Origin of the sequence: Arthrobacter sp. MPF02 (assembly GCF_046605375.1) — a bacterium.
Classification (GTDB): Bacteria; Actinomycetota; Actinomycetes; order Actinomycetales; family Micrococcaceae; genus Arthrobacter.
In genome coordinates, this window is the sequence record NZ_CP176772.1 from 2,701,594 (window position 1) to 2,727,026 (window position 25,433).

Sequence of the window (25,433 nt, forward strand, 5' to 3'; positions counted from 1 at the left end):
CATGGACAAGTTCTTCAGCATCGTCAGGGGCCTCGGCCTGAAGCGCGGCCCGCAACGGTGGCTCGGCGGAGTCCTGGGCGGCATCGCGGCCAAGCTGAACGTTGACGTCGCCTACGTGCGCATCGCGTTCCTGGTCTTCTGCCTCCTGCCCGGCCCGGCGGTCATCTTCTACCTGCTGGCGTGGGTGGTCCTTCCGGACCAGCGCAATGTGATCCCGCTCCAGACGTTCCTGGAACGCCGCTCGCTCAACCGGCCTTGACCCGGCACGACGGACCACTGAAGCTCCTGCTCACATTGGGCAGGAGCTTCAGGCGTTAACGGCACGCTGGCAGGGGACGCCGTGTAACGGGTTTGTGTCGTAACCCACACCTCCCACTACACTTCTAGGTGAGCTCAGCGTGGCGCTCTGCCTGTAAACACTCTCCCAGGATTTGAGCCAAATCATGAAAATTGGAATCCTTACCAGCGGTGGCGACTGCCCCGGTTTGAACGCGGTCATCCGCGGCGCCGTCCTGAAAGGCATCGCCATCCACGGCCACGAATTCGTCGGATTCCTCGACGGCTGGCGCGGCGTTGTTGAAGGCGACATCATCGACATCCCCCGCACCATGGTCCGCGGCATCGCCAAGCAGGGCGGCACCATCCTCGGCACCTCCCGCACCAACCCGTTCGACAACGGCGGCGGCCCCGAGGTCATCAAGGCCCACATGGACCGCCTGGGCATTGACGCGATCATCGCCATCGGGGGCGAAGGCACCCTCGCCGCCGCCAAACGCCTCACCGACGCCGGACTTAAGATCGTGGGCGTTCCCAAGACCGTGGACAACGACCTCGACGCCACCGACTACACGTTCGGCTTCGACACCGCCGTGCAGATTGCCACCGAAGCCATCGACCGGCTCCGCACCACCGGTGAATCCCACCACCGCTGCATGATCGCCGAAGTCATGGGCCGGCACGTCGGCTGGATCGCCCTGCACGCCGGGATGGCCGCCGGCGCGCACGCCATCCTCATCCCGGAACAAAAAGTCAGCATCGACCAGGTCACCGAGTGGGTCAAGGAAGCGCACGCCCGCGGCCGTGCACCCCTGGTGGTCGTCGCCGAAGGCTTCGTCCCGGCCCACATGGAAACCCCGCACTCCGAACGCGGCCTGGACACCTTCGGCCGCCCCCGCCTCGGCGGCATCGCCGACCAGCTCGCCCCCGAACTCGAGGCCCGCACCGGCATCGAAACCCGCGCCACCATCCTCGGCCACATCCAGCGCGGCGGCGTCCCCTCCGCATACGACCGCGTCCTCGCCACCCGCCTGGGCATGGCCGCCATCGACTCCGTCGTCGAAGGCTACTGGGGCACGATGGTGGCCCTCAAAGGCACCGACATCCAGCACGTCGGCTTCCAGGAAGCCCTCGGCCAGCTTAAAACCGTCCCCCAGCGGCGCTACGACGAAGCGGCGGTGCTGTTCGGCTGAGCCTTCCGGCAGTCCTAGGCTGGGAGCATGACACTCGACCCCGGTTCTGCCGCCATCATCCAGCTTGCCTGGGCCCGCCGCCTGGGACTGGACGACGACGCCTTCGGTGATGCCCTTGCCTCGGGCGAGCGGATCGTGCGGGCCGACGAGTCGGCACGCACCGTGGAATTCATCCGCCTGTTCGGAAGTTCCGCGCTGGTGGGGCCTCAATGGGTCATTGACGCCGCAGCGGGGATACCCGACGAGGAGATGGCACAGCACGTGACGCTCCTGACCCTGACCCGCGGCCACGGCGGGCACGGGCTGGGGGCAGCTGCGCTCTTCTTCGCGGACGACCTGCCCCTGCAGCAGCCCGCCGGGGAAATGACCGTCTCGCACGGCAACCCGGAGGCCATTGAGCTGGAGGGCAGGTGCCCGCCGGATGACGTCAACGAGGTCGGCCTGTCCGACCTGGAGAACCGCTACACGATCGTGCACGAGGAAGACGGACGGCGGGTCCCCCTGGCGTGCGGCGCGTACGCCGAGTGGGAGGGACTGCTGGCCCATCTGGGTGTCCTGGTGGATCCGGCATGGCGCCGCCAGGGGCTTGGGTCACTGGCGGCATCCATTGCGGCCCATGAAGCCCTGGCAGCAGGCTTGACACTCCAGTGGCGGACGGACGTCAGCAACACGGGATCTCTCGCGCTGGCGCGGAAGCTGGGCCTTTCAGCCGGCGGAATCCAGACCAGCGTCCACCTTGGCTGACGCAGGGGCCCCGCCCCAGTTCCCCACCGGCTGAGGTTTCGCGAAGAACAGGGCCACAACCGCGCCCACCAGGACCACCGCGGCGGGGAGCAGCATGGACTGGCCCATCGGCAGTTGGCGACCACCCCGGGATGTCGAACCGGCGGGTGGGTGCTGAGTGCGGGGACGTTGCGGAGGACCAGGATGAAGCCGGGGCTTTGCTACGTTTTCCACTCGATCATCCTTCGAAATGTGGCTTCCGGGCGGACCCGGCAAGGTTAGCCCAGGAGATTGAGGATCTCCTGGCGGGCAAACATTTGTGCTGCTGCGCGTGCGGACGGAGTGCCGGCGTCAGGGTCGGCGCCGGCCTCCAGCAGGACGCGTGCGACGTCGGTGTAGCCCTTGAACGCGGCCCCGGCGAGGGGCGTCTGCCCGCGGTCGTTGGCAGCATCGGCCGCGGCGCCGTGCTGCAGGATCAGCTGCACGGTGTCAGCGTGGCCGTGGTAGGCGGCGAGCATCAGGAGCGAATCGCCGGCGGCGTTGGTAAGCCCGGCCGGCGCTCCTGCTTCCAGGTAGGCACGCAGCAGCTCCGTGTTCCCTTCCCTGGCACCTTCGAAGAGGGTGTGCGCCAGGGCGACGGCGTCGTCGTCGGGCCCTGCCGTTGCTTCGGCGCTGTCATTGTTCATCCGCGTGGCCCCCTGAGGAATCCGGCTTGGCGCCCCACCACCTGGCCGGCGTCCGGAGCGACTATGAGTTCTTGGCTGGCGGGGTACGGTTCGTCCCCGTCAAGGACCGTCAGTATCTCATCCGGAGCCACCGAACGTTTTATGACCGCCAGCGCCACGGGCCCCATCTCGTAATGCTGGGCAACAGAGGTTACGGTTCCCACCTTGCGCTCCCCGGCCAGTACCGGGCTGCCGGCGGCGGGCATGGTGTGCTGTGACCCGTCCAGCTGCAGGAACACCAGGCGCCGCGGCGGGTGACCCAGGTTGTGGACGCGGGCAATGGTTTCCTGGCCTTTGTAGCAGCCCTTGGCCAAGTGGACCGCGGTTCGGAGCAGGTCGAGCTCGTGCGGAATGGTTTTATCGTCTGTCTCGGCGCCAATGCGCGGACGCCATGCTGCTACGCGAAGGGCTTCGGCGGCGAGGGTGCCGGCAAGGGGGCGGTCCGCCACAACCTTTTCCAGCTCCGCTGCGGGTACGAGGTATTCAAACCAGGGGCGCTCCAGGCCGGGGTGGTTCTCCTCGGATACGGTGGCGTAGGAGTAGCCGCCTGCGCTGACGTGCGGCCAGGGGTCCCGCCAGGCAAGCAGACCGGACCATTCGGGAACCGCCCTGGTGCTGCCCACCACAGCCCAGTCAGCGGAAACGTCGGCCACCTCCACACGGAGCATGAACTTCATCCTGTTGAGGAATTCCGCCAGCGGCGCCGCTTCGGCGCCCTCGACGATCAGCCAGGTGGTGCCGCCGTCGTCAATCACCCGGGCGTCGAAGTCGATCCGGCCCTGCACGCTCAGGAGCAGCAGCTCGCTGGACTCCCCCGGCGCGAGGCTGGTGACCTGCTGCGAGGACAGCGTGTTGAGCCAGCTCAACCTGTCCGGCCCGGTGACAGTCACTACGCCGCGGTGGGAAAGATCGACGACGGCGGTTCCGGCGGCGAGGGCGCGCTGCTCGCGCAGGGGCTCGCCGTAGTGCAACGCAACGCCCGCGTCCGCACCGGCGGCCTCGACCGCGCCAGGGCGCGACAACAGAGGGCTGGGGATAGTCATATTCAGGCCAACGTCCTCTAGTGCGCGGGTATTCCAGCCCGGCAGGGGTCAGGAAACTCTCTTCAGGAAGGCTGACGCGTGCGCTTCCAGGCCCTTGCCGCCCTCTCCCCCTGTTGCCACGTCCCACCGCCACAACAGGTTGCCGTCCACCAGGCCGAAGATCCGGGTTGCGGCGCTGTAGTCCTTTGAATGGCTTCCGCGCATCACCATGTCGGTGGTGAGCTGGATCTGCGGGCCCTTGATCTGCCCGTAGTACAGTTCGGAGATGCCGCCCGGGTGGGCGATGGAAACCGAAATGTCGAAGCCGCCCTCGCTGTTGCGCAGGGCTTCTACCTCGTCCGCACTCTTCAGCGCCGGCACGATGTCTGCCGGCACCAGGCCCGGGCCGCCGTCGGCATCAAGCTGCTTGCGCTCCAGCGCCCAAAAGCCAGTCTCAACAGTGAGCGGGCGAAGGCGTGTGCCGTCGTCGTCGGTCAGCCAGCTTTCCGCCCGGTACTGAAGGTAGGGCAGGCCGTTGTGCGTAAAGGAAACGTGCTGCAGGAAGTGCTCCGAGTCCTCGTCCCCGCTGCCTAGCCGGCCGCGGCCCTCCCACTCGCCAATGAGCCAGGAAAGGGGGACAAGTTCAGGGGTCAGATCCGTGGGAATCTCAATGGGCACAGCTATTACCTCGAAATACGGCTAGCTCCGTGAAGGGTGGTCTACTTCTGGCCCTTGAAAAGGCGGTAGACCACGAAGCCGGCGAACCATGCCATGGACAGGCTGGCGATGCCGAGCAGGACAAGGAAGAAGATTTCAAAAGCAAGTACGGACATGATGCCATCCTAACGCGTTAGTAGATGAGGAGCTTGTCTATGAAGTAGGCGAGCGAACCCACTGCGGACACTGGTGCAAGGCCTATGCTGAGCGCCGCGGCGAGGTTGAGGGGGGCACCGCGCAGGGTCACCATACGGCGGAAGCTGGCCAGCACCGCGCCCACCACCACGCCGAAAACAGCGGCGGGCAGGACAGCGATATCGGACAACACCAGCCCGGCAAGCGGCCCGGCAAGCCCGGCCAGGACCATGCCCAGCGGCGCCACCATCCGGTCGGGCCAGCGGATGAGTCCTGTGAGCAATGCCACAGCGGCGCTGATGGCCGCGACGAGCAGCATTTCCCGGATTCCATTGAACCTGGAGCCGGCCACCCAGCCTGAGCCCAGGCAGGAAAGCAGGACCCCCACGCAGCAGCCGAGGGTTGATTCGAGCCGTTGGGCCTGTCCGGTGCCGCGGATCAGCTGGACCACAAACACGGCCATCATCCCCAGCGCCATGAACCCGGGGGTCCAGTCCAGGTAACCGGGGGCGGGGGCCAGCGCGGCGGCAACAGCGGATCCCGCACCGGGCAGTGCGATGACGGCGGCCAGCGTCTTTTTGGCAGGGATCCGGAGGAAATGCGGCCAGCCGAACCCGACCGCGGCGGCGATGAGGACAGCGACAGCCACGAGGGCTTCACGCGAGCTGTAGACGCCGGCGATGATCGCCGCCAGGCCTGCGATGCCCGCAATGCCGATAGTCCAGGAACCGAGGGAGCGCGTGGGCGCCTGCAGTTCTGCCGTCATGCGGAACCCGGCCTGCGCTTCATCTCTGCACTCACTGCGCTGTCATCCCATCCTGGCGTCGACCGGCGGGGTGTCCCCCTTCATGGCAGGGCATGCCGCCCTTGCTCAATCCTGCCTTATGTGACCGGGATATGTCGCAAAACGTGCCTTTGCAGGGCGGGAATCTCTGGCCCAACAGGGGGTGCCGGGTATACTCAAGGTTCAGCTACGCTCCCTGTCCGGGTGGCGGGCCGGCAGTTCCATACCGGCCTTGAACCCGTGCAGGAAGCCTGTACCGGCCGGTGAAAATCCGGTTCAGTCGCCCAATGATGCGCGGACAGCCCTTGGAGGAACAATGTCGCACATCCTGTTACTGACGAACAGCACCGGCTCTTCGGTAGACATCCTGCCTGCTCTGGAGTTGTTGAACCACCGGGTGCACATCCTCCCCGCCGAGCCCACCGCCCTGCTCGAGACCGACCCCTGCGACATCGTGCTGTTGGATGCGCGGAAGGACCTTGTGGGGGCCCGCTCCCTCACCCAGCTCCTGAAAGCTACCGGGCTCAGCGCGCCGCTGGTGCTGATCCTCACCGAAGGCGGCATGGCGGCCGTGTCCTCCGCGTGGGCTGTGGACGACATTGTCCTCGATTCGGCCGGCCCCGCAGAGGTGGAGGCACGCATCAGGCTTTCCGTCGCCCGCGCCGTACCCGAGCAGGAGGACGCCCCCAGCGAAATCCGCGCCGCCGGCGTCATCATCGACGAAGCAAGCTACACGGCACGCGTCAACGGCGCGCCGCTAAACCTGACTTTCAAGGAATTCGAGCTCCTCAAGTACCTCGCCCAGCATCCCGGCCGGGTCTTCACCCGCCAGCAGCTGCTCACCGAGGTGTGGGGCTACGACTACTACGGCGGCACGCGCACCGTTGACGTCCACGTCCGGCGGCTCCGCGCGAAGCTGGGGCCGGACCATGAAAACCTGATCAGCACGGTCCGCAACGTCGGTTACCGCCTGACCCTGGTGCGGCAGCAGGAAGACGAGCTCACCGAAGCCTGACCGGGCCGTGACCCGTATAGCCTTGGCGTATGACTCCAGCGCACCCTGAGAAGTGGCCCGTCCTTGTTGTCCGAGGCGGGGTTGACCCGCAGCTCCTCCAGGATTGCCGCGGCCTGCTGGCAGCTGCAGAGGAGGCGGACGGCAACCCTTCGATCTCCGAGCAGACACTGGTGACCATGCGCGCCGGGAACTCCGCTGAGCATTCGTTGCTGACCCTGGCGCTGTACGCCCCGGACGAGGATTCGGATCCCGCCACCGCGCAGGACCTGGCGGGATTCGCCGTCGTAGTTGAAGAACCGGACGGCACCGGCATCCTGGAAATCGCCGTCCACCCCTCCTACCGCAACCAGGGCGTGGCGGACCGGCTGGTGGGTGCCCTGCTGGAGGCCCGCGGACTGGACGGTCTCAAGGCCTGGTCGCACGGCAACCATGAGGCCGCGGCCGACCTCGCTGCCCGCTACGGGTACGCACCGGTGCGTGAGTTGTGGAAGATGCGCATGACGACGGCGGGGACCGATCTTCCCGACGCCGGGCTTCCGGAGGGTGTGTCGCTCCGTGCCTTTGTGCCGGGCCGGGATGAGGATGCCTGGCTGGCGCTCAACAAAGCTGCCTTTGCGCACCACCCGGAGCAGGGCAGCCTCACCCGGGCAGACCTCGAGGCGCGGATGGCGGAGGACTGGTTCGACCCTTCCGGCTTCCTTCTGGCCGAGGATGCCGGCGGCCGGCTGCTCGGCTTCCACTGGACCAAGGTGCATCCACAGCACGGGACGCACCCTGCCATCGGCGAGGTGTACGTGGTGGGTGTTGCGCCCGAGACACAGGGCATGGGTCTTGGCAAGGCATTGACCGTCGCCGGGATCCGGTACTTGCAGGACCTGGGCCTGCACGCGGTGATGCTCTACACGGACGCGGACAACACTGCAGCCGTCTCCTTGTACCGGCGGCTCGGATTCACCCGCTGGGACATGGACGTGATGTACGGACCGGTTGCCGCCAGTTAGTCCGGTCGGCTTACTTCACGGCCGGAGGTCCACAATCCAAGGCTTTCCGGATACGGATGCTTGTAAGGTTGAAGCAGAACCGCGCGGGCCGGAAGCGCCAGCATCAAGCGCTTACGTAAAGGAGATGCCATGAACCCGGAACCTTCCGGAACAGCCACGTCCCAGGATGTCGCAGTGCCCGTGCGCGCCCGCTTCGGCTCATCCGAGGTGCCCGCGTCCCGGGCCACCCAGGACCGCATCGACATTCCCGAGTTTGCACCCAACCTGCAGCCCGAGGGCGACATCCGCCCGGACCGCTTCCTGGACCGCGAACTGAGCTGGCTCGCCTTCAATTCCCGCGTCCTGGAGCTCGCCGAGGATCCGTCCCTGCATCTGCTGGAACGGGTCAACTTCCTGTCCATCTTCGCGTCCAACCTGGACGAGTTCTTCATGGTCCGCGTTGCCGGGCTGAAGCGCCGTATCGCCACCGGCCTCGCCGTGCCCTCCCCGGCCGGGCTGAGCCCGGTGGAGGTCCTGGAACAGATCAGCGAGGAAGCCCACCGGCTCCAGCAGCGGCACGCACAGGTCTATGCGGAGCAGATCCGCCCCGCACTGGCCTACGAGCACATCCACCTCATGCAGTGGGATGAACTGGACGATGCCGCCCAACAGCAGCTCAGCGTGATGTTCGCGGAGAAAGTGTTCCCCATCCTCACGCCCCTGGCAGTGGACCCCGCGCACCCCTTCCCCTACATCTCGGGCCTGTCGCTGAACCTCGCCGTTGTGGTGCGGAACCCCATCAGCGACAAGGAGCTGTTCGCCCGCGTCAAGGTGCCGGACCAGCTGCCCCGCCTGATCTCCATTGACGGCCCGCGCGCGGGCGCCGTGGCAGGCCGGGTGGCCCGCTTCATCGCGTTGGAAGATGTCATCGCAGTCCACCTGGACAAGCTGTTCCCGGGCATGGAGGTCCTGGAACACCACACCTTCCGGGTTACCCGTAACGAGGACGTGGAGGTCGAGGAGGACGACGCCGAAAACCTCCTGCAGGCACTGGAGAAGGAACTCCTGCGGCGCCGCTTCGGCCCGCCCGTGCGGCTCGAGGTCACCAACGACATCAACCCCAACATCCGTGCGCTCCTGATCCGCGAACTGGGCGTGGAGGAATCGGAGGTCTACTCGGTGCCGGCCCCCCTGGACCTGCGGGGATTGTCCGTCATCGCCGGCATTGACCGCGCGGACCTGCACTACCCCAAGCACGTCCCGCACACCTCCCGGTTCCTCAACGAGTCCGAGACGTCCAAGGCCGCCAACGTATTTGCTGCCATGCGCCGCCGCGACATCCTGCTGCACCACCCCTATGACTCGTTCTCGACCTCCGTCCAGGCCTTCCTGGAGCAGGCCGCGGCCGACCCCAAGGTCCAGGCCATCAAGCAGACCCTGTACCGCACCTCCGGCGACTCGCCCATCGTTGACGCACTGATCGACGCCGCGGAGGCCGGCAAGCAGGTGCTGGCCCTGGTGGAAATTAAGGCCCGCTTTGATGAGCAGGCCAACATCTCGTGGGCCCGCAAGCTCGAGCAGGCCGGCGTGCACGTGGTGTACGGCATCGTGGGCCTGAAGACGCACTGCAAACTGTCCCTGGTGGTGCGGCAGGAAGTGGACGGGTTGCGCCGCTATTGCCACATCGGCACGGGCAACTACCATCCCAGGACAGCCCGTTACTACGAGGACCTGGGCTTGCTGACCGCCAACGACCAGGTGGGCGAGGACCTGTCCAAGCTGTTCAACCAGTTGTCCGGGTACGCGCCGAAGTCGACGTTCAAGCGCCTGCTAGTTGCGCCGCGGTCCGTGCGGTCCGGGCTCATAGACCGGATCGAAACCGAAATCCGCAATGCTAGGGCCGGAGTGCCCGGGCGGGTGCAGATAAAGGTCAACTCCATGGTGGACGAGGCCATCATCGATTCCCTGTACCGGGCCTCGCAGGCCGGGGTAAAGGTGGACGTGGTGGTCCGCGGCATCTGCTCGCTCCGCCCGGGCGTTCCGGGCCTGAGCGACAACATCACAGTGCGTTCCATCCTGGGCAGGTTCCTGGAGCACTCGCGGGTGTTCGCTTTCGCCAACGGTGGCGACCCCGTGGTGTACATCGGATCGGCGGACATGATGCACCGCAACCTGGACCGCCGCGTGGAAGCACTGGTGCAGCTGGGCAGCGCCGACGACATCAATTATGTCCTGGACCTGCTCCGGCGTTACCTCGCACCCGAAACCGCCAGCTGGCACCTGGACAACGAGGGCAACTGGATCCGGCACCACCTGGCCGAGGACGGGAAACCCCTTGAGGATGTCCAGTCGTGGCTGCTGGCGTCGCGTCCCCGGCAGCGCAGCCTGAGCCGGCGGTAAGGGCAACAGTTTTGTCGAGCGATGCACTTGTAGCTGACCAGACAGACCATCCGGGGGAACCAGTAGCAGTCACTGCTGCCGGAGCGATCCCGTGGCGGGTCTCCAAAGACAGGCTTGAAGTCCTGCTGATCCACCGCCCCCGCTATGACGACTGGTCATGGCCCAAGGGCAAGATCGACGACGGCGAGACGGTTCCCGAATGCGCTGTCCGTGAGGTGCGGGAGGAGATCGGGCTGGACGCGCCCCTGGGGATTCCGTTGCCGCCCATCCACTACCGCGTCGCCTCCGGCCTGAAGGTGGTCCACTACTGGGCCGTCAAGGTCGACGGAAACGGCCTCGTTCCGGACGGCAAGGAGGTGGACAGCATCATGTGGTGTACGCCGGAGAAAGCGGCCACGCTGCTGTCCAATCCCAGCGATGCCAAACCCCTCCAGTACCTGCGCGAAGCGCATGAACGCGGTGAGCTGAGCACCTGGCCGCTCGTTGTCCTCCGCCACGCAAAGGCTAAACCCCGCTCCTCGTGGACCAAGGCGGAGGGTGAGCGGCCCCTCGCCGTAACCGGAACCCGCCAGGCGCAGGCCGTAGGGCGTCTGTTGCAGGCCTGGAAACCGCCACGGGTGGTGACGAGTCCTTGGCTGAGGTGTGTGGCAACCGTTGCGCCCTACGCCAAGACGGCGGGCGCGAAAGTGAAGATGGCTGAAGCCCTGACCGAACACCGGCACGAGCGGAGTCCAAAGAAGACTGCAGCCGTGATCGAGTCACTCTTCGACAAGCGGCGGCCCGTGGTCGTCTGCACCCACCGTCCCGCGCTGCCCACCGTTCTCGGACAGCTGGCGAAGCACATGCCTGCCGCGCTGGCCAAACTTTTGCCGTCCGAGGAACCGTACCTCTCCCCCGGCGAACTGGTGGTCTGCCATGTGGCACCCGGTGCGAAAAACAAGGTGGTCGCCGTCGAACAGTTCCGGCCGTTTGACGACTGACCAGTTCTTCCGGGGTTCCCAGCCGCACTTGGGAACCCCGATAGACTGGGAGGCGTGAGCATCCCAACGCCCTATGAAGACCTCCTGCGTGACGTCATGGCCAACGGCACGCACAAACCGGACCGGACCGGAACCGGAACCACCAGTGTTTTCGGGCGCCAGATGCGCTTCGACCTGGGCAAGAGCTTCCCGCTGATCACCACCAAGCGGGTGCATTTCAGGTCTGTTGCCGTGGAACTGCTGTGGTTCCTGCGCGGCGAGACCAACATCAAATGGATGCAGGACCAGGGCGTAACCATCTGGAACGAATGGGCGGACGCAGACGGCGATTTGGGTCCCGTGTACGGTGTCCAGTGGCGCAGCTGGCCCACACCGGACGGCGGCCACATCGACCAGATCGCAGAGCTGGTGGAGGGTCTCCGAACCAACCCGGACTCCCGCCGGCACATCGTCTCCGCCTGGAACGTGTCCGAGCTCAACGACATGGCGCTCCCTCCGTGCCACGCTTTTTTCCAGTTCTATGTAGCGGACGGCAAGCTGTCCTGCCAGCTGTACCAGCGCTCGGCGGACATGTTCCTGGGCGTGCCTTTCAACATCGCCTCCTACGCCCTGCTCACGTGCATGCTGGCCCAGCAGGTGAGCCTCGAGCCGGGAGAGTTCGTCTGGACCGGCGGGGATGTGCACATCTACGAGAACCACATGGACCAGGTCCTCAAGCAGCTGGACCGGGAGCCTTACGAGTATCCGCAGCTGAAGATCAACCGCAAACCTGAATCCATTTTCGACTACACCCTGGAGGACTTCGAAGTGGTCGGCTACCAGCACCACCCCACGATCAAGGCGCCGATTGCCGTATGAGCACCGGAAACTTTACCGACCCGCAGTCATTCACCGAGGAGCTGGCCGCCTCGATCACCGGCGTCGGCCTGGTGTGGGCGCAGACGCCCGACGGTGTCATCGGCAAAGACGGCGACATGCCCTGGCACCTTCCCGAGGACCTCAAGCACTTCACGCGCCTGACCACCGGCCACCCGGTCATCATGGGACGCAAGACCTGGCTTTCCTTCCCGGACAAGTACCGTCCACTGCCCGGCCGCACCAATATCGTCATCACCCGGCAGAGAAACTGGGCGGACACGCCCGAGGCGGAGGGCGCCGTCGTGGTTCCTTCCCTGGATGATGCGCTGCTGGAGTCGCAGTTCGTGGACGGCGGCGACACCGTATGGATCCTTGGCGGCGGCGAAATTTTCCGCCAGTCCACCGAACTCGCCAACGTGGCTGTGGTCACCACGATCGACGTAAAGGCCGACGGCGACACTTTCGCTCCCGAGCTTGGCACCAGTTGGGAGGCCACCGCCTCGGTTCCGCCGGACGGGTGGCTTACGGGCGCCAACGGCACGCGCTACAGATTCACCAAGTGGTCAAGGACAGAGGGCTAGGACATGCTGAAGAAACCGGAAACCCTTTTTGTCCTCGGATACATGCTGCTGCCGTTGCTGGCGCTGCTGTCCGCGATTGTGGGGCTCACCATGATCCTCGGCGGCAACAAGATCGCCGGCGCCATCGTGCTCGTGGTGGTCACACAGGTCTTCGCCTTTGGCGCTTTCTTTGCGCTGCGTGCCCGGAAAGCTGCCGTGGTGGAGGAGTCCAAGCGCGGCTAGCCGGGCTGCAGGGGTATGGGGAGTCCAGCCCATCGCGGTCCCTGCTTGTGCTGGCCTAGGCTGGATCCGCAGCGGCAGAGGCTGCTTCATTAAGACAAGTATTGGGGGATGCCGGGGTGGCAGGAACATTGTGGGGCGCCGACGTCGCGCAGCTGCGCACGCTCGCACAGCAGTTCAGCAAGGCTGCGGACCTGTTGCTGCAGCAGTCGGCGCAACTGAGCGGCCAGATCAATAACAGCCCCGCCTGGAAAGGCCAGGATGCCGCCCGTTTCCGCTCCGACTGAAACAGCAGCCACCGGATGCTGCTGCAAAAGACCGCGTCCCGCCTGAAGCAGGAATCCAAGCTGCTCCTCACGCACGCCGACGAACAGGACCGGGCAAGCAACGCCGGAGGGAAAAGCGGCCCAGGCGGGTCAGGGCCGGGAGGGACACCAGGAAGCACAGGTCCTGGCGGGAATGCCCTGGGGCAGGCAAGCAACAACCCGTGGGGCCCAAACTGGCTCGCAGACCCGGACTCACCCCTTTCGCGGCGGCTGGGACATCTACGGCCCCACCAAGGCATTCCCAAACCTCCGTGCAGGCATCTTCGACATCGCCGCGATGCTGCACAAGTCGCAGATCGGCGACCTCCTGGACCCGGTGGCCTGGCGGACGTTCCAGAACTCCAACGAGTTCAGCAAGTTCTTCAACCTCTCCAACAACCTTTTCGAAGGCAGGTTCCACGAGGTCCCGGACCTGGCCGAAGGGTCAAGGGCGTTCCAGTACATCGACGTCTTCAGTAAGGGACTGGGCGTTGTGAGCGTGGGCCTGGACAGCCTGGACGCCTTCAACAACTTCCAGGAAGGTGACTACGGGGCAGCGGCGTACTCCACCACCAAGGCCCTGCTGGGAGCGGGTTCATTCCTGCCGCCTCCTGCCGGGACAGCCTGCATGGTGGCCAGCGGCGCCCTTGCCCTGTACGACAACGTGCCCGTCATTCGGGACTCCGTGAACTACGTCGGTGACAAGATTGCGGACGGGGCGGAGGCCGTTGGTGGGGCCGTCAGTGACGGTGTCGACGCTGTCGGCGACTTTTTCGGCTTCTGAGGAAATAAGGGGAACAACCAGTGACTGAAACGACTACAGCCGCCCCGTCGGCTGCCCAAAGGAGCTTTCCTGACGCCATCGGTTTTGGCTTCGCCGAGCTCCTGGTGCTCCTGAACCTGTGGCGCAACCCCGCTGCTGAAGCCTCGGCCAGGCCCTGCGCCTCGAAAAGGAACTCGACGACGCCTCCTTGCTGTCTGCCGGTGCGTCATCCCTTGTTGCCCGCGGCGCCGCCACGGCCGGCTTGGGCGGCGAACTGTCCGTGGAGGGGCCCGTCGCAGCCGTCACCAGTGCATTGACGGAGGCCACCAAAAGGGTACAGATCAATCTCCTGACAGCGGACTCGACCGACGATGTCCTGTCCGTCGAGTCGCCGGACTACAGAATTCTGTTGCAGCCCCGCGCCTACCTCAGCTGGTTTGCAATGGCCCAGCGACCCGATACCACGCCGGCAGAAGCCAACTTCTTCATCATCCGCAAGCATCTGGAGGACAACCCGGCGGGCGGGGCCACCATTCGGCTGCTGCAGGACGGCGCCCGGAAGCAACTTCTGGTCAAACGCAACGGAACGGACTGGGCAGTAGGGTACGGCGCCCTGAATGCGCCCTCTGAACCCATCCAGGAAATTGCGGGCCTCACCAGCGGACAGGTGCTGGACCACATCCGATCGATTCGACAGGACTAGCATGCAAAACGGTTTTCCCGGCAGCAACCAGGGTTCCAATTCCGAGGACCAGATCCGTCTTAACCATGACCAGGCGGTGGAGCGCGGGGAGAAACGCCTCCTCTTCCGTACCGTGGACGGGCGGCTCCACAGCTATGCCAGGGATGAACTGGGAGTAGTCACCGCCAGTTCCCACCCACAGGTGCGGTCTGCCGGCGGCTTTGTGGCGATGGCTGTCTTCTTCGCGGCCATGGCAGTCTTTGCCGTCCCCCTGGTGGCAGGACCCACCAGCCGCGGGCAGGATCCCATGTGGGGCGCCCTGATCCTAACCGTGGCAGGCGTGGGCGGCGTGCTCTACGCAGCGCGGATGGCGGGTGTGGCCGCAAAGGCCAAGCGCCTGCGGGCTGAACGGGGCATCCCGGAGCCCACTGCCCGCCAGTTCGACAGGCCCTGACTGCTGCGTCTGGAACTGCCGCGGCGGGGCACCTGGCCAAGGCGCTTCCCGCCGTCGCAATCTGCCTCTGCGGGAGTGACGTAACCGACTGCGCCCTTCCGGTTGCGACGTCTAAAATGGACGGATGACTACAGCAGCTACCCCTTCCGTCGGCCTGGTCGGATGGCGCGGCATGGTGGGCTCCGTCCTCATGCAACGCATGCAGGACGAGGGCGACTTCGCCAACATCAACCCGGTGTTCTTTTCCACCTCCAATGCGGGAGGTGCCGCGCCGTCGTTCGCCGAGGGCGCCGGCAAGCTCGAAAACGCGTTCGACCTGGAGACCCTGGCCAAGCTGCCCATCATCGTTACCGCCCAGGGCGGCGACTACACCAAGCAGGTCCACGGCGATCTGCGCAGCCGCGGCTGGGACGGCCTGTGGATCGACGCCGCCTCCACGCTCCGCATGAACGACGACTCGATCATCGTGCTGGACCCGATCAACCGGGACGTCATCGACAAGGGCCTGGTCAACGGCACCAAGGACTTCATCGGCGGCAACTGCACGGTCTCCTGCATGCTGATGGGCCTCGGCGGCCTGTTCAAGAACGGCCTGGTGGAGTGGGGCACCTCAATGACCTACCAGGCTGCCTCCGGCGGCGGAGCCCGGCATATGCGCGAACTGCTCAGCCAGTTCGGCACCCTCAACGCCGAGGTCAGCACGGAACTGGACGATCCCGCGTCGGCCATCCTGGACATCGACCGCAAGGTCCTGGCACACCAGCGCACCGACATAGACGCCACCCAGTTCGGCGTGCCCCTGGCCGGCTCCCTGATCCCCTGGATCGACGCCGACCTGGGCAACGGCCAGTCCAAGGAAGAATGGAAGGCCGGTGTCGAGACCAACAAGATCCTGGGTACCTCGGAGGAAAACCGCGTGATTATGGACGGCCTTTGCGTCCGTATCGGCGCCATGCGCTCCCACTCCCAGGCCCTGACGCTGAAGCTTCGCGAGGACCTGTCCGTCGCCGAGATCGAGAAGCTCCTGGACGAGGACAACGAGTGGGCCAAGGTGGTTCCGAACACCAAGGAAGCCTCCATGGCGGAGCTCACCCCGGTGGCAGCCTCCGGCACGCTGGACATCCCCGTGGGCCGCATCCGCAAGATGGAGATGGGCCCGCAGTACATCAGCGCGTTTACCGTGGGCGACCAGCTCCTGTGGGGCGCCGCCGAGCCGCTGCGCCGCATGCTCAACATCGCCACCGGCAACCTGTAACTTTTCCAGCTGCCTTTCAAGCGGCCCTGACCCGCATGAACGGTGCTGCCCAGCACCGCTTATGCGGGCCGGGGCCGCTTTTGCATCTCCAGGAAAGCAAACAGCCGGTGCCGCAGTTCCCCCGGCCGGTCCAAATCCTTCCACTTAATCCTGAAGACCGCCCACCCCAGCTCCTGCAGCGCGCTCTCCCGGCCGCGCTCGGCCAACAGGACCTCATCAACGGGACCGTAATCGGTGTACTTTTTACGGCCATCAAATTCGATGATGACGCGTGCTTCCGCATCCGCAAAGTCTGCCCGGAAACGGCCTTCACGCGTGGCAATGTCAACCTGCGCAGTGTATGTCCGCAGGCCAAATGAGTGCAGGAGCAGCCTGGTGCGCGTTTCCCCGGCAGATTCCGCCCGGCCGTCGAGGGCTGCCAATAGATCGGCGGCGCGCCGGCTGCCACGTTTGGTAGGGCTCCCGGCAAGCAACAGTCGCATGGCTTCCATGCTGGCGCCTTTTTGGAGGGCATGATCGCCAATCACTGCGGCCTCGTCCAGCGGCAGAATCCGGGCGCAATCAAGGACTGTCCGCTCGAGGCTGGTGGTGAGGATTTCCCGGCCATCACCGGTCCACAGCGACATCAGCTCACCTTCGCACAGCGGAAACCGGTGCGTCCGGACATCCGTGCCGGCGCTGCCCGTTGAGTTGGAGTACCCGGTGGTGACATGCACCAACGCCGACGCATTCCACACCCTGCACCCATGCAGCCTGGCCGCACTGACATGGCTGTAGCGGGCCGTGCCTCCAGTGGATTCATAGTGCGCCCTAATAAGCAACCGGTCCCGTTCCCACGGTTTGGCGGTCTGCCACTCCAGCTGCCTCACGTAGGCCCCTCTGCGCAGGCGGATCAGCAGTCCGGTACGCACCGCGGTGGTCAGCGTCCGGTCATCGAAACCGGCGGCAGCAAGCTGCACCGTTGAAGCAATGGGCGCGCCTGGCCATCTTTCATCAATAAATCCACGCACCTTTGCCGGTTCCATGGATCCAACGATGGCCTGCATCCCGGATACCGGGCAGGCCGGAAGCCTTGTATGTGGACAGCGCCTCGGTGATAGCGGCCCTTACCCGCATAACCGATGCTGCCCGGCACCGCTTATGCGGCCCAAGGCCGGTTGTACGGGTCGGAACAGGTCAGGTTTCCAGGAACTCCAGGTACCGCCGGGCGGAGCGGGCGAAGGCGACCTGGGCTGCCGGGCCAAGCGCGCCGCTGCCGTCAAAGAGTTCGGGTACGACGGCGGCCGTGCGGCTGGTGCCTTCCCGTCCCCAGGTGCCAATTACCTCCCCCGCGGCAACCACTGTCTTCCTGAAGACCCCGTTGCCGCCCGGAACGATCTTGTTGGTGTGCTCCGGCGGCAGCACCAGGCTGCGATCCGTGTAGCCCAGCAGGAACTCGTCGAAGCCGGGCAGCAGCAGGACTGAGCGGGAGCCCGGAACCCCCGTATCCAACAAAGCCGCAGTCTCGGGGGACATCCAGTAGCCGGTACCGTCCAACTCCAGCTCAACGAGCCGGCTGCGGATCTCCTCCAACGCAACCCTGACCTCGGTCAGCGGAATTTGCGTCCACCACGCAAAATCGCGGACGGTGGCCGGTCCATGGCTGCGGAGGTAGCGGAGCAGGAATTCTGCGATCGCCTCAGCCCTGTCCAGGCGGCGTGACACAGGAATCCATTCGTCGAAGGCCACCAACAGCTGCTGGTTTCCGGCCAGGGGTCCCTGTACCAGCCATCCGTGTCGGCACAGCGTCCCCAAGATGTGGATCCCCCGCTGGCCCCCGGTAGGCTGCCCGGCGGCGTCGAACTCCTTGAACAGGTCGGTCCGGCTGACGGGCCCGCCCGCGCTGATACGGCCAAGGGCGATGTCCCGGCATGCCTCAACATCCGCCCACGTGATGCCAAGTTCCCGGTGACGAGCCGCGATGCCCCTCGTCAGCCGCTCGGCGGTGAGGTCAAGCATCCAGCGCAGGTCCTCCGGCGCCACCAGGTGCAGGGTTCCCCGCATCGGCCACGACCGGACGATGGAACCGGAATCGAGGGCTGAGCGAATTGTGCTGAGTCCCGAATCCGGGAGCCGGACGCCCACGGCCCAGAGCGCCGCCTGGAGGTCCTGCGCCTGCATGGCCGTCATCCACCGCACCACGTCCGCTACGGCCCCCGGGCGCTCCCCCATTGGCAGCAGCTTCTGGGATACAAGCCTCAGCCGGCCCATTGGTTTGCGGTCCGGACGCTTCCCCACCTCTGCAGCCATGCCCTCATCCTACGAGCGTGCCGGAACCCCGGCAGCAGGGCAGTTAGGGTGGAACCATGACTTTGGGGAGGTTGTGGCGGTTGCCCGCGCGTAAAACCAGGAGATGGATGGCAGGCGGGACACTGTCCGTCCTGGCAGGAACAGCGCTGGGGCTCGGCTCCCTCTCCGCGTTCCTTCGCGACGGCCAGTCTGAACCCCTGCGGCTCCTTCCCTCCCTCGTGATGAGCCTGGGTGGCGGTTACGCAGTACTGTTTCCGGCGATCGGGATCAGCCCCGGAGGCGTCCGCATCCACCGGAACTGGCGGCGCCACCCCCGCTTAGCGCGGGTCCTCTGGATGCTGTCGCTCGCCGTCGCCGTGACGGGCCTGGCCACCTGCATCGCCGCCGGGGCTGCAAATCCTACGGCACCAGGACTGCTGGTCTGGCTTTTCATGGGCCTGTACCTTGCCCTGGCCGGGTGGGCCTCAGCCCTCATGGGAGCAGCCGAGCTGCGGCGCCAGGAAGTGCAGGACGTCCCGACGGTTACAGCTCCAGGCCGATAAGCAGCGGTTCCGGGTGCAGTTCGATGCCAAAGCGGCGTACGACGCCGGCACGCACCTCGCGTGCCACCGCCACCATATCTGCTGCCCGGGCTGATCCGCGGTTGGTGATGGCGAGGGTGTGCTTGGTGGACAGGGACGCCCGTCCGGCGGATACGCTGTCCTGCTCCAGCCCGAAGCCCTTGCCGAACCCTGCCTGCTCGATCAGCCAGGCGGCGGAAAGCTTCACCAGGCCGTCGCCGCCGGCGGGGTACCGCGGTGCTGATTCGGGCAATGCCGAGGCCGCCTCCGCCGGGACAATGGGATTGGTGAAGAAGGATCCCGTGGAGTACGTATCCCTGTCCCCCGAGTCCCACACCATGCCCTTGGAGGCCCGCAGCCGCAACACCTCACGGCGCACATCGTTAGCGTAGGCCCGCTTACCCGGCTCCACCCCCAAAGCCTTCGCCAGCTCTGCGTAGCGGATGGGGGCGCTCATCCGGCCCAGGGGCAGCTGGAACTCCACGGTCAGCACCACGTAGCGGGGCGAACCGTTGACGGTGGTCTGCTTGAGGATGGAGTCCCGGTAGCCGAACTTCAGCTCTGAATTGGTGAAGGTCTTCACCGCGTTCCGCTCGCGGTCCCACGTGCGCACCGCGGCAATGGTTTGTGCAACGTCGGCACCGTAGGCACCCACGTTCTGGACCGGCGTCGCACCTGTTGATCCCGGGATCCCGGACAGCGCTTCAAGCCCCGACCAGGCATGGCGGACGGCGTGCTCCACCAGCAGGTCCCAGTTGTGGCCGGCCTGCACCACCACGGCCACTCCCCCACAGGAGTCCTCGGCGTTGACCGTGAAGCCCTCGGAGGCGATCTTGATGACCGTGCCGGGGAACCCGTCGTCGGAAATCAGGAGGTTGGAACCGCCGCTGATGATCAGGACCTGCTCCCCTGCAGCGTCTGCTGAACGGACGGCCTCGATGATCTCGGCCTCGGTCCTGGCCTCGACGAACGAGCCGGCGGGGCCGCCGACGGCGGAGGTGGTCAGGGAAGCAAGCAGGGTGGAATTCACCAAACCACAGTACTTGAAGATACTCGGCCTACGCAGTGACGCAGGGTACCTACGCGGGCTTCCGGGCCACCGGCGAGAGCAGGAAGCTCACGGCCAGCATGACCATGACGGCCAGCAGGGAGTGCAGGATGCCCACGTGTTCGGCCAGCAGGCCAAGCAGGGGCGGCCCGCACAGGAACGCGCCATAGCCGATGGTGGACACCACTGAGACCCGGGCTGCTGCCTTGGCGGGATCGTCGGCTGCGGCGGACATCCCTACCGGGAATCCCAGCGAGGCGCCCAGGCCCCAGACGGCGAGACCCACAAACGCCAGCCACGGTGCGGGCGCGAAGACGAACAGCGCGAGGCCCAACACGGCCAGTGCCGCACACCAGCGCATCACCGGCACCCTGCCGAAGCGGTCCAGGACCAGGGTTCCGGCGAACCGTCCAATGGTCATGAACGTCACGAACAGTCCGTAGCCGGCAGCACCGGCAGCGTCCGTCTGCCCGTACCCGTCGGCCAATGCCAGGGCCACCCAGTCCCCCGCCGCACCTTCGGCGAGGGCAAGGCCCAGCACCAGCACACCGAGGAGCAGGGTGCGGCGGTCCCGCCACGCCTGGGCAATCTTGCGCTTGTTGTCCGGCGGCTGGTCAGCCTGCCTTGCCGCCGGGATGACGGGAATGGGACCGGTGGTGGGGTCCTCGAAGGTATCCGGTGTGTAGCTGCGTTCCCCGGCAACCGGCGTGGCGTCGGCGCGGAACCAGGAGGCCGCCGTCGCCACCGAGCCGGCAACCACCAGTCCTGCTGCGGCGAGGTGCCAGGACACGGGCAGGGAGACCGCTGCTGCTGCGGCGCCCAGCCCGGCACCTGCCACGGTCCCCAGGCTAAAGGCGCCGTGCAGCCGCGGCATAATGTGCCGGCCGACCGCGCGTTCCACGGCCGCGCCCTCCACGTTGGACGCCGTATTCCAGCTGCCGGTTCCCAGGCCGATGATGGCCAGCCCCGCAGCGGTGGCCACTGGGTCGCCGAGGACCGAGGTGCCGAGGCCGGTGAGCAGGAGGCCCGCGCCCACCATAATGCTGCCGGTGCGGATGGTCCGTTTGGAGCCGAGCCGCAGGACGATCAGCCCGGAGGCGGACACGGAGGCGAAGGAGCCCAGCGTCATGCAGAGCAGGAGTACGCCAACGTTTCCCGGGGTGAGGTCCAGCGCGTCGCGGATGGCGGGCAGCCGGGAAACCCATGATGCGAATGCCAGGCCGCTGGCTGCGTAAGCAACAACGACGGCGTTGCGCCAGTTCCTCACCTCTGTCGAGGGAGTCGCGGTTCGCGCGCTCACGTCCAAGAGCTAGGAAAGCTTAACGACGGCCTGGGCCTTCATCAGCACTTTCTGCCCGGCCGAGACCACGGTGAGGTCCACCCGGGCGGTGCCGGCGTCGGCGTCGATCTTTCCAACGGCGCCGCTCACCTCGATGGTGGCGCCGGGCTCACTGGTCCCGGTGGTGTCGGTGACCACCACCGGCTTGGTAAAGCGGGTCTGAAAGTCAACGACGGCGGCGGGGTCGCCTGCCCAGTCGGTGACCAGCTGGACGGCCGAACCCATGGTGAACATGCCGTGGGCGATGACGCCGGGCAGTTCCACACCGGTGGCGAAGGCCTCGTTCCAGTGGATGGGGTTGAAGTCGCCGGAGGCCCCGGCGTACTTCACCAGATCGGTCCTGGTGACCTCGACGGTGCGGCTGCCGATCTCCTGGCCTGCGCTGAGTTCGCTGATCTTGGGGCTCATGGTTACTGTCCCTCTCCGCGGACCAGGATGGATGACGTGGTGGTGGTGACCTGTTCGCGTGTTTCGCCGGCACCGAGGGCGAAGATTTCGGAACGGGTGGTGATCATGGCCCCGCCACCCATGGCACGCACGCCGTCGACGTGCAGTTCGGCTACCAGGCGGTCACCGGCGAAAATCGGACGGTGGTGGGTGAAGCGCTGGTCCGCGTGGACAACGCGGGAGAAGTCGATGCCAGCTTCCGGATCCTCGATGAGCTGGGCATCGGCACGCTGGGCGATGATGATCGCGAAGGTGGGCGGGGCCACCAGGTCGCTGTGGCCCAGGGCCTTGGCTGCCTCGACGTCGAAGTGCGCGGGGTGGGTGGCCTTGACGGCGCGGGCAAACTCGCGGATTTTCTCGCGGCCAACGTCGTACACCTCAGCGGCAGGGTAGCTTCTGCCCTGCAGATCCGGATTAATAGTCATGGCCTCCAGCCTATCGCCCGGCCGTTGGCACCCGAAAAAGGCGGGCAGGGGCTAGCGGCGGAGATTTTTGCGGATGGCCTGGCCGCGGACAACGATTCCGGCGATATGCAGGACCAGGCCCAGCCCGATCAACGGCAGGGATGCCATGGCCAGTCCCTGGTTGCCGCTGGTATTGCCCACCAGGTTCAGGATGATGCCGACGGCGATCAGTCCCATCGCGCCGAAAACCAGGACTTTGTAGCGGGTTGGCGCGGAGGCCCAGAATTCGTTCAGCACCAGCCCAGTTTACCGGGCATTAGAAGAGGGCTTCCTGCACGGCGGGCACATCGGAGGAATAGTCTCCGAGGGTGATGGACGTCCCGGACAGTTGCCCGAGGCTGACCACGAACATGGCGTCCGTATTGTCCAGCCCGGCCAAGGCGATCGAGCCGGTCAGCGCGGCGACGTTGAAGCCGTGCCGGCCGCTGCCCAGCGGATGGGGGTAGGCGTGGCGGGCGCCGGCACCGTGCAGGGGTTCGGATTGCGCAGGCCGCAGCCACGGTTCGTCCACCACAGTGAAACCCTCGACGGCGGCCCGATCCAGCAATGATCGGACCTCGCCCGCCCGGCGGGCATTGGTGGCATCCAGTTCCGCCGCCGGCAGCGGCAGGAGGAGGGCTTCGGCCTTGGCTGAGGAGCGGATCTGCTGGGTCAGTCCGATCTCCGCCGTAACGAGGTCCTCGAGGATCCGGACCACGCGGCCGTCCTGTGCGTGGGCGACATACCGGGCCACGGCGGCGCCCTGCTCTGCGAGCCGGTTCCATTTGCGGGGGCCGGAGGCGGTTCCCACCTTGGTGCTGCCGCCGGCGAACGTGGCCACGTACAGCCAGTGCTCCTGCATCAGGTAGTCCCGCAACCCGGGGGTGACGCGGCCGCCGCGGTGGAAGTCGTGGATCAGGCGGGACTCGTCCAGCATGAAGCAGCGTTCACACTGCTTCCCCCGGGCGGCCGGAGCACCGGCAGGGCAGAGGACATGGTCCCGCCGGGCCAATGAGTGGACGCGGATATGCCCCAGGCAGGACCGCACGGGATCCGCCACCTGGAAGCCAAGCCGTGCACCCGGGTGGAGGGAAAGCTGCCGTATGTCCCCGTCCGGTGACTGGAGGCGCATGGCCGGGGCGCCGCCGTCGTACTCTGGTCCGGACGCTGGCTGTCCATCCCAAAAGACCCCGTGGACCAGGTAGCGGGTACCGGTCACGGGGCCTTGGGAAACGGCGGGGGCGGGCATCAGAGCGCCGGCTGCACCCCGAACGCCACGGCAAGCTTCATGATCTTTTCAGCGCGGCCCAGGCGGGGCAGGTCCGAACCGTCGCGGATGACGCGGCCGTTGGCTTCGAAGTCGTTCATGAAGTCGGTGGCCCAGGCGACGTCGGACGGCGTGGGGCTGATGACTTCGTTGATGACGGGGGTCTGGTCGATGGCCAGGCAGAGCTTGCCGGTCATGCCCATCATCACTGTGATACCGGTCTGCTCGCGCAGGATGGGGTGGTTGGTGCCGACCGTGGGGCCGTCGATGGGGCCGGGCAGGTTGCCCACTCGGCTGGCGACCACCAGCTTGGCGCGGGGGTAGGCCATCGCTTCCGGGGTGGCGGCCATGCCGGTGTCGCGGCGGAAGTCGCCGGAGCCGAAGGCGAGGCGGAAGGCGCCCTGGGCCTTGGCGATGTTGTTGGCTTCCTCGATGCCGACGGCGGATTCCACCAGCGGAATGACGGGTGTCTTGCCGTCCATGCGGTGGAAGCTTTCAGTTACCTGGTCCGCCGATTCGGTCTTGGCGAGCATGACCCCCAGGAGCCCGGGAGTGCCGCGCAGCCCGGCGAGGTCATCCGCCCAGAAGGGGCTGGTGGCGTCGTTGATGCGGACCCATGCCTTGCCGCCGGCGGTCAGCCAGTCGATGACGTTGTTGCGGGCGTTGTCTTTTTGCGACGGGTCTACGGCGTCTTCGATGTCGAGGATGATGGAGTCCGCCCGGGACACTGCCGACTGGTCGAAAAGCTCGGGTTTCATGGCATTGACCAGCAGCCAGGAGCGGGCGATCTCTGCGGGGATGTTGCGTTCCGGCCTAACGGTTTCGGCGGCGATGGTAGACGTCATGCTTTCTACAGTATCCGTCCCGCAAGCGGCACGGCGACGAAAACGGCCTGCTTGTGAGGATCAATACGAACTAAACGCGATGTGACCGGCGCGTCCTTGAATGCAGGCAGCAGCAAGTGCCGTTTTGGGGGTCCATAACGGCACTTGCTGCTACCCGTTTGGGTGGCTAGGGGATGTCACTGCCGCGCGCCGTGACCCACAGGCGGTACCAGTCCGCGCGGGACATGGCAGCGGCGACTTTTGCCGCAGCTGCACAGGCGCGGATGCGGCCCGGGTTGACCGTGCCGATCACCGGGGCGATACCCGCCGGGTGCCTCATCAGCCACCCGAGCAGGATGGCCTCCCCGGTGGCACCGTACTCCCCCGTCAGTTGCGCCACCAGTTCCGCCGTTGCCGACTCCGCTGACCCGGGGGTCTCCGGCTCGGCGCCGGTGTACATGCCGCGGGCCAGGGACCCGTAAGCCTGCAGGGTGATGCTGTGGCGGGTGCAGTATTCCACTGTGCCGTGCGGGAAGCTGTACTCCAGGTGCTCGGGATGGTTCACCAGGACCTGGCTCTCCAGCCATGCCCGCTTGAGCAGGCTCATCTCCAGCTGGTTCGCCACCACCGGCGTTTCCAGCCGGTCCTGCAGCACCTCGATCTGCGCCCCGGACATGTTGGACACACCCAGCTGCCGGACCTTGCCTTCCGCCATCAGCTGCCCGACGGCCGCCGCCACCTCCGCCGGGTCCGCCAGGGGGTCCGGGCGGTGCAGCAGGAGGATGTCCACGTAGTCGGTTCCCAGGCGCTGCAGGCTGCCGTTCACCCGTTCCAGGATGGACTCCCGGCTGAGGTCGTAGTGCGTCTGCAGGCCCTGTTCGTTCAGCCTGATGCCGCACTTGGTCTGCAGCCGGATCCGGTCCCGCAGCCCGGGCGTGGCGGCCAGCACCTCGCCGAAGACGGCTTCGGATTTGCCATTGCGGTAGATATCCGCGTGATCGAAGAGCGTGATGCCAACGTCCAGGGCCGCGTGGATGGCGGCAGCGGCCTCGTCCACATGGGCGCTCCCATGCGGCTCGTCGGACCAGCTGCCGCCAAGGCCCATGCAGCCGTAAATCAGTTCCTGCATGAGCGCTTCCGGGTGTCGCC

Annotated in this window: 30 protein-coding genes; 16 read left to right on the forward strand and 14 right to left on the reverse strand. The window is 66.2% G+C overall.

Features of this window, described 5'->3' with window-relative positions:
- Nucleotide 1 precedes the first annotated feature (1 nt).
- The 3 genes from ACLH0K_RS12735 to ACLH0K_RS12745 all read left to right on the forward strand — a co-directional run bounded on the left by ACLH0K_RS12735 (nucleotide 2) and on the right by ACLH0K_RS12745 (nucleotide 2,213).
- Complete coding sequence (locus tag ACLH0K_RS12735; protein ID WP_411373934.1) at nucleotides 2-259, forward strand: PspC domain-containing protein; 258 nt, start codon at nucleotides 2-4, stop codon at nucleotides 257-259.
- A gap of 184 nt (nucleotides 260-443) precedes the next feature.
- Nucleotides 444-1,469, forward strand: coding sequence for an ATP-dependent 6-phosphofructokinase (locus ACLH0K_RS12740; RefSeq protein WP_411373935.1), 1,026 nt, complete (start codon nucleotides 444-446; stop codon nucleotides 1,467-1,469).
- Nucleotides 1,470-1,496: 27 nt separating this feature from the next.
- Nucleotides 1,497-2,213 carry a GNAT family N-acetyltransferase gene (locus ACLH0K_RS12745; protein WP_411373936.1) on the forward strand — a complete coding sequence of 239 codons (717 nt, stop codon included), beginning with the start codon at nucleotides 1,497-1,499 and terminating at the stop codon, nucleotides 2,211-2,213.
- A 257-nt stretch (nucleotides 2,214-2,470) separates the two neighbouring features.
- On the opposite strand, the gene ACLH0K_RS12750 is transcribed toward ACLH0K_RS12745, so the two are convergent.
- From ACLH0K_RS12750 to ACLH0K_RS12765, 4 genes are all read right to left on the reverse strand, one after another.
- On the reverse strand, nucleotides 2,471-2,878 hold the full coding sequence (locus tag ACLH0K_RS12750; RefSeq protein WP_411373937.1) for an ankyrin repeat domain-containing protein: 408 nt from the start codon (nucleotides 2,876-2,878) through the stop codon (nucleotides 2,471-2,473).
- The gene (locus ACLH0K_RS12755) at nucleotides 2,875-3,960 is read right to left on the reverse strand and encodes a YgfZ/GcvT domain-containing protein (RefSeq protein WP_411373938.1); all 1,086 of its coding nucleotides are present in this window, start codon (nucleotides 3,958-3,960) and stop codon (nucleotides 2,875-2,877) included. The genes ACLH0K_RS12750 and ACLH0K_RS12755 overlap by 4 nt, the downstream gene beginning before the upstream one ends.
- Before the next feature lie 48 nt (nucleotides 3,961-4,008).
- Nucleotides 4,009-4,617 carry an FABP family protein gene (locus ACLH0K_RS12760; protein WP_411373939.1) on the reverse strand — a complete coding sequence of 203 codons (609 nt, stop codon included), beginning with the start codon at nucleotides 4,615-4,617 and terminating at the stop codon, nucleotides 4,009-4,011.
- A gap of 172 nt (nucleotides 4,618-4,789) precedes the next feature.
- Nucleotides 4,790-5,557: a permease gene (locus ACLH0K_RS12765; protein ID WP_411373940.1), complete on the reverse strand. Its 768-nt coding sequence runs from the start codon at nucleotides 5,555-5,557 to the stop codon at nucleotides 4,790-4,792.
- Nucleotides 5,558-5,891: 334 nt separating this feature from the next.
- Between ACLH0K_RS12765 and ACLH0K_RS12770 the strand changes: the two genes are divergently transcribed.
- The 12 genes from ACLH0K_RS12770 (at nucleotide 5,892) to asd (ending at nucleotide 16,067) form a co-directional block, all read left to right on the forward strand.
- Nucleotides 5,892-6,590, forward strand: a complete 699-nt coding sequence (locus ACLH0K_RS12770) for a winged-helix domain-containing protein (RefSeq protein ID WP_138136165.1) — start codon at nucleotides 5,892-5,894, stop codon at nucleotides 6,588-6,590.
- Between the two features lie 29 nt (nucleotides 6,591-6,619).
- Complete coding sequence (gene mshD, locus ACLH0K_RS12775) at nucleotides 6,620-7,591, forward strand: mycothiol synthase (protein WP_411373941.1); 972 nt, start codon at nucleotides 6,620-6,622, stop codon at nucleotides 7,589-7,591.
- Nucleotides 7,592-7,720: 129 nt separating this feature from the next.
- Complete coding sequence (locus ACLH0K_RS12780) at nucleotides 7,721-9,970, forward strand: RNA degradosome polyphosphate kinase (RefSeq protein WP_411373942.1); 2,250 nt, start codon at nucleotides 7,721-7,723, stop codon at nucleotides 9,968-9,970.
- Between the two features lie 11 nt (nucleotides 9,971-9,981).
- Complete coding sequence (locus ACLH0K_RS12785) at nucleotides 9,982-10,950, forward strand: NUDIX hydrolase (RefSeq protein WP_411373943.1); 969 nt, start codon at nucleotides 9,982-9,984, stop codon at nucleotides 10,948-10,950.
- A gap of 54 nt (nucleotides 10,951-11,004) precedes the next feature.
- On the forward strand, nucleotides 11,005-11,808 hold the full coding sequence (locus ACLH0K_RS12790) for a thymidylate synthase (protein WP_411373944.1): 804 nt from the start codon (nucleotides 11,005-11,007) through the stop codon (nucleotides 11,806-11,808).
- On the forward strand, nucleotides 11,805-12,389 hold the full coding sequence (locus ACLH0K_RS12795; protein ID WP_411373945.1) for a dihydrofolate reductase: 585 nt from the start codon (nucleotides 11,805-11,807) through the stop codon (nucleotides 12,387-12,389). The genes ACLH0K_RS12790 and ACLH0K_RS12795 overlap by 4 nt, the downstream gene beginning before the upstream one ends.
- A 3-nt stretch (nucleotides 12,390-12,392) precedes the next feature.
- Entirely contained in the window at nucleotides 12,393-12,611 is a 219-nt protein-coding gene (locus ACLH0K_RS12800) for an NF038396 family protein (protein ID WP_138133130.1), read from the forward strand.
- A gap of 116 nt (nucleotides 12,612-12,727) precedes the next feature.
- The gene (locus ACLH0K_RS12805) at nucleotides 12,728-12,895 is read left to right on the forward strand and encodes a hypothetical protein (RefSeq protein ID WP_411373946.1); all 168 of its coding nucleotides are present in this window, start codon (nucleotides 12,728-12,730) and stop codon (nucleotides 12,893-12,895) included.
- Between the two features lie 172 nt (nucleotides 12,896-13,067).
- Nucleotides 13,068-13,697 carry a hypothetical protein gene (locus ACLH0K_RS12810; RefSeq protein WP_411373947.1) on the forward strand — a complete coding sequence of 210 codons (630 nt, stop codon included), beginning with the start codon at nucleotides 13,068-13,070 and terminating at the stop codon, nucleotides 13,695-13,697.
- Nucleotides 13,698-13,884: 187 nt separating this feature from the next.
- The gene (locus ACLH0K_RS12815; protein WP_411373948.1) at nucleotides 13,885-14,379 is read left to right on the forward strand and encodes a hypothetical protein; all 495 of its coding nucleotides are present in this window, start codon (nucleotides 13,885-13,887) and stop codon (nucleotides 14,377-14,379) included.
- Nucleotide 14,380: 1 nt separating this feature from the next.
- Nucleotides 14,381-14,812, forward strand: a complete 432-nt coding sequence (locus ACLH0K_RS12820; RefSeq protein ID WP_411373949.1) for a hypothetical protein — start codon at nucleotides 14,381-14,383, stop codon at nucleotides 14,810-14,812.
- A gap of 124 nt (nucleotides 14,813-14,936) precedes the next feature.
- Nucleotides 14,937-16,067 (forward strand): aspartate-semialdehyde dehydrogenase, encoded by a 1,131-nt coding sequence (gene asd, locus ACLH0K_RS12825; RefSeq protein ID WP_411373950.1) that lies wholly within the window; start codon nucleotides 14,937-14,939, stop codon nucleotides 16,065-16,067.
- A gap of 59 nt (nucleotides 16,068-16,126) precedes the next feature.
- On the opposite strand, the gene ACLH0K_RS12830 is transcribed toward asd, so the two are convergent.
- Together ACLH0K_RS12830 and ACLH0K_RS12835 are read right to left on the reverse strand one after the other, a co-directional pair.
- Nucleotides 16,127-17,092 carry a type IV toxin-antitoxin system AbiEi family antitoxin domain-containing protein gene (locus ACLH0K_RS12830; protein WP_411373951.1) on the reverse strand — a complete coding sequence of 322 codons (966 nt, stop codon included), beginning with the start codon at nucleotides 17,090-17,092 and terminating at the stop codon, nucleotides 16,127-16,129.
- 151 nt (nucleotides 17,093-17,243) lie between these two features.
- The gene (locus ACLH0K_RS12835) at nucleotides 17,244-18,356 is read right to left on the reverse strand and encodes a winged helix DNA-binding domain-containing protein (protein WP_411373952.1); all 1,113 of its coding nucleotides are present in this window, start codon (nucleotides 18,354-18,356) and stop codon (nucleotides 17,244-17,246) included.
- 107 nt (nucleotides 18,357-18,463) lie between these two features.
- Here ACLH0K_RS12835 and ACLH0K_RS12840 point away from each other — a divergent pair, with 107 nt between their 5' ends.
- Nucleotides 18,464-18,898, forward strand: coding sequence for a hypothetical protein (locus ACLH0K_RS12840; RefSeq protein WP_411373953.1), 435 nt, complete (start codon nucleotides 18,464-18,466; stop codon nucleotides 18,896-18,898).
- On the opposite strand, the gene ACLH0K_RS12845 is transcribed toward ACLH0K_RS12840, so the two are convergent.
- From ACLH0K_RS12845 to ACLH0K_RS12880, 8 genes are all read right to left on the reverse strand, one after another.
- Nucleotides 18,879-19,946, reverse strand: coding sequence for a UDP-N-acetylmuramate dehydrogenase (locus ACLH0K_RS12845; RefSeq protein WP_411373954.1), 1,068 nt, complete (start codon nucleotides 19,944-19,946; stop codon nucleotides 18,879-18,881). The genes ACLH0K_RS12840 and ACLH0K_RS12845 overlap by 20 nt on opposite strands.
- 49 nt (nucleotides 19,947-19,995) lie before the next feature.
- On the reverse strand, nucleotides 19,996-21,264 hold the full coding sequence (locus ACLH0K_RS12850) for an MFS transporter (protein ID WP_411373955.1): 1,269 nt from the start codon (nucleotides 21,262-21,264) through the stop codon (nucleotides 19,996-19,998).
- A 9-nt stretch (nucleotides 21,265-21,273) separates the two neighbouring features.
- On the reverse strand, nucleotides 21,274-21,711 hold the full coding sequence (locus ACLH0K_RS12855; protein WP_411373956.1) for a MaoC family dehydratase: 438 nt from the start codon (nucleotides 21,709-21,711) through the stop codon (nucleotides 21,274-21,276).
- A 2-nt stretch (nucleotides 21,712-21,713) separates the two neighbouring features.
- Nucleotides 21,714-22,175, reverse strand: a complete 462-nt coding sequence (locus ACLH0K_RS12860; RefSeq protein WP_411373957.1) for a MaoC family dehydratase N-terminal domain-containing protein — start codon at nucleotides 22,173-22,175, stop codon at nucleotides 21,714-21,716.
- Between the two features lie 51 nt (nucleotides 22,176-22,226).
- Nucleotides 22,227-22,451 (reverse strand): DUF3188 domain-containing protein, encoded by a 225-nt coding sequence (locus tag ACLH0K_RS12865; protein WP_411373958.1) that lies wholly within the window; start codon nucleotides 22,449-22,451, stop codon nucleotides 22,227-22,229.
- A 19-nt stretch (nucleotides 22,452-22,470) separates the two neighbouring features.
- A complete protein-coding gene (locus ACLH0K_RS12870) occupies nucleotides 22,471-23,442 on the reverse strand; it encodes a DUF2797 domain-containing protein (RefSeq protein WP_411373959.1) in 972 nt (323 codons plus the stop codon).
- The gene (locus ACLH0K_RS12875) at nucleotides 23,442-24,305 is read right to left on the reverse strand and encodes an HpcH/HpaI aldolase/citrate lyase family protein (RefSeq protein ID WP_411373960.1); all 864 of its coding nucleotides are present in this window, start codon (nucleotides 24,303-24,305) and stop codon (nucleotides 23,442-23,444) included. Before ACLH0K_RS12875 ends, ACLH0K_RS12870 begins: the two co-directional genes overlap by 1 nt.
- Before the next feature lie 166 nt (nucleotides 24,306-24,471).
- A complete protein-coding gene (locus tag ACLH0K_RS12880) occupies nucleotides 24,472-25,413 on the reverse strand; it encodes an aldo/keto reductase family oxidoreductase (protein ID WP_411373961.1) in 942 nt (313 codons plus the stop codon).
- Nucleotides 25,414-25,433 lie beyond the last annotated feature (20 nt).

Bases quoted from the DNA above. Each gene is read 5' to 3' on its own strand.
- ACLH0K_RS12735 (WP_411373934.1), top strand. From the start codon at position 2: ATGGACAAGTTCTTCAGCATCGTCAGGGGCCTCGGCCTGAAGCGCGGC.
- ACLH0K_RS12740 (WP_411373935.1), top strand. From the start codon at position 444: ATGAAAATTGGAATCCTTACCAGCGGTGGCGACTGCCCCGGTTTGAAC.
- ACLH0K_RS12745 (WP_411373936.1), top strand. From the start codon at position 1,497: ATGACACTCGACCCCGGTTCTGCCGCCATCATCCAGCTTGCCTGGGCC.
- ACLH0K_RS12750 (WP_411373937.1), bottom strand. From the start codon at position 2,878: ATGAACAATGACAGCGCCGAAGCAACGGCAGGGCCCGACGACGACGCC.
- ACLH0K_RS12755 (WP_411373938.1), bottom strand. From the start codon at position 3,960: ATGACTATCCCCAGCCCTCTGTTGTCGCGCCCTGGCGCGGTCGAGGCC.
- ACLH0K_RS12765 (WP_411373940.1), bottom strand. From the start codon at position 5,557: ATGACGGCAGAACTGCAGGCGCCCACGCGCTCCCTCGGTTCCTGGACT.
- ACLH0K_RS12770 (WP_138136165.1), top strand. From the start codon at position 5,892: ATGTCGCACATCCTGTTACTGACGAACAGCACCGGCTCTTCGGTAGAC.
- mshD (WP_411373941.1), top strand. From the start codon at position 6,620: ATGACTCCAGCGCACCCTGAGAAGTGGCCCGTCCTTGTTGTCCGAGGC.
- ACLH0K_RS12780 (WP_411373942.1), top strand. From the start codon at position 7,721: ATGAACCCGGAACCTTCCGGAACAGCCACGTCCCAGGATGTCGCAGTG.
- ACLH0K_RS12795 (WP_411373945.1), top strand. From the start codon at position 11,805: ATGAGCACCGGAAACTTTACCGACCCGCAGTCATTCACCGAGGAGCTG.
- ACLH0K_RS12800 (WP_138133130.1), top strand. From the start codon at position 12,393: ATGCTGAAGAAACCGGAAACCCTTTTTGTCCTCGGATACATGCTGCTG.
- ACLH0K_RS12810 (WP_411373947.1), top strand. From the start codon at position 13,068: ATGCCCTGGGGCAGGCAAGCAACAACCCGTGGGGCCCAAACTGGCTCG.
- ACLH0K_RS12820 (WP_411373949.1), top strand. From the start codon at position 14,381: ATGCAAAACGGTTTTCCCGGCAGCAACCAGGGTTCCAATTCCGAGGAC.
- asd (WP_411373950.1), top strand. From the start codon at position 14,937: ATGACTACAGCAGCTACCCCTTCCGTCGGCCTGGTCGGATGGCGCGGC.
- ACLH0K_RS12830 (WP_411373951.1), bottom strand. From the start codon at position 17,092: ATGGAACCGGCAAAGGTGCGTGGATTTATTGATGAAAGATGGCCAGGC.
- ACLH0K_RS12835 (WP_411373952.1), bottom strand. From the start codon at position 18,356: ATGGCTGCAGAGGTGGGGAAGCGTCCGGACCGCAAACCAATGGGCCGG.
- ACLH0K_RS12840 (WP_411373953.1), top strand. From the start codon at position 18,464: ATGGCAGGCGGGACACTGTCCGTCCTGGCAGGAACAGCGCTGGGGCTC.
- ACLH0K_RS12855 (WP_411373956.1), bottom strand. From the start codon at position 21,711: ATGAGCCCCAAGATCAGCGAACTCAGCGCAGGCCAGGAGATCGGCAGC.
- ACLH0K_RS12860 (WP_411373957.1), bottom strand. From the start codon at position 22,175: ATGACTATTAATCCGGATCTGCAGGGCAGAAGCTACCCTGCCGCTGAG.
- ACLH0K_RS12870 (WP_411373959.1), bottom strand. From the start codon at position 23,442: ATGCCCGCCCCCGCCGTTTCCCAAGGCCCCGTGACCGGTACCCGCTAC.
- ACLH0K_RS12875 (WP_411373960.1), bottom strand. From the start codon at position 24,305: ATGACGTCTACCATCGCCGCCGAAACCGTTAGGCCGGAACGCAACATC.
- ACLH0K_RS12880 (WP_411373961.1), bottom strand. From the start codon at position 25,413: ATGCAGGAACTGATTTACGGCTGCATGGGCCTTGGCGGCAGCTGGTCC.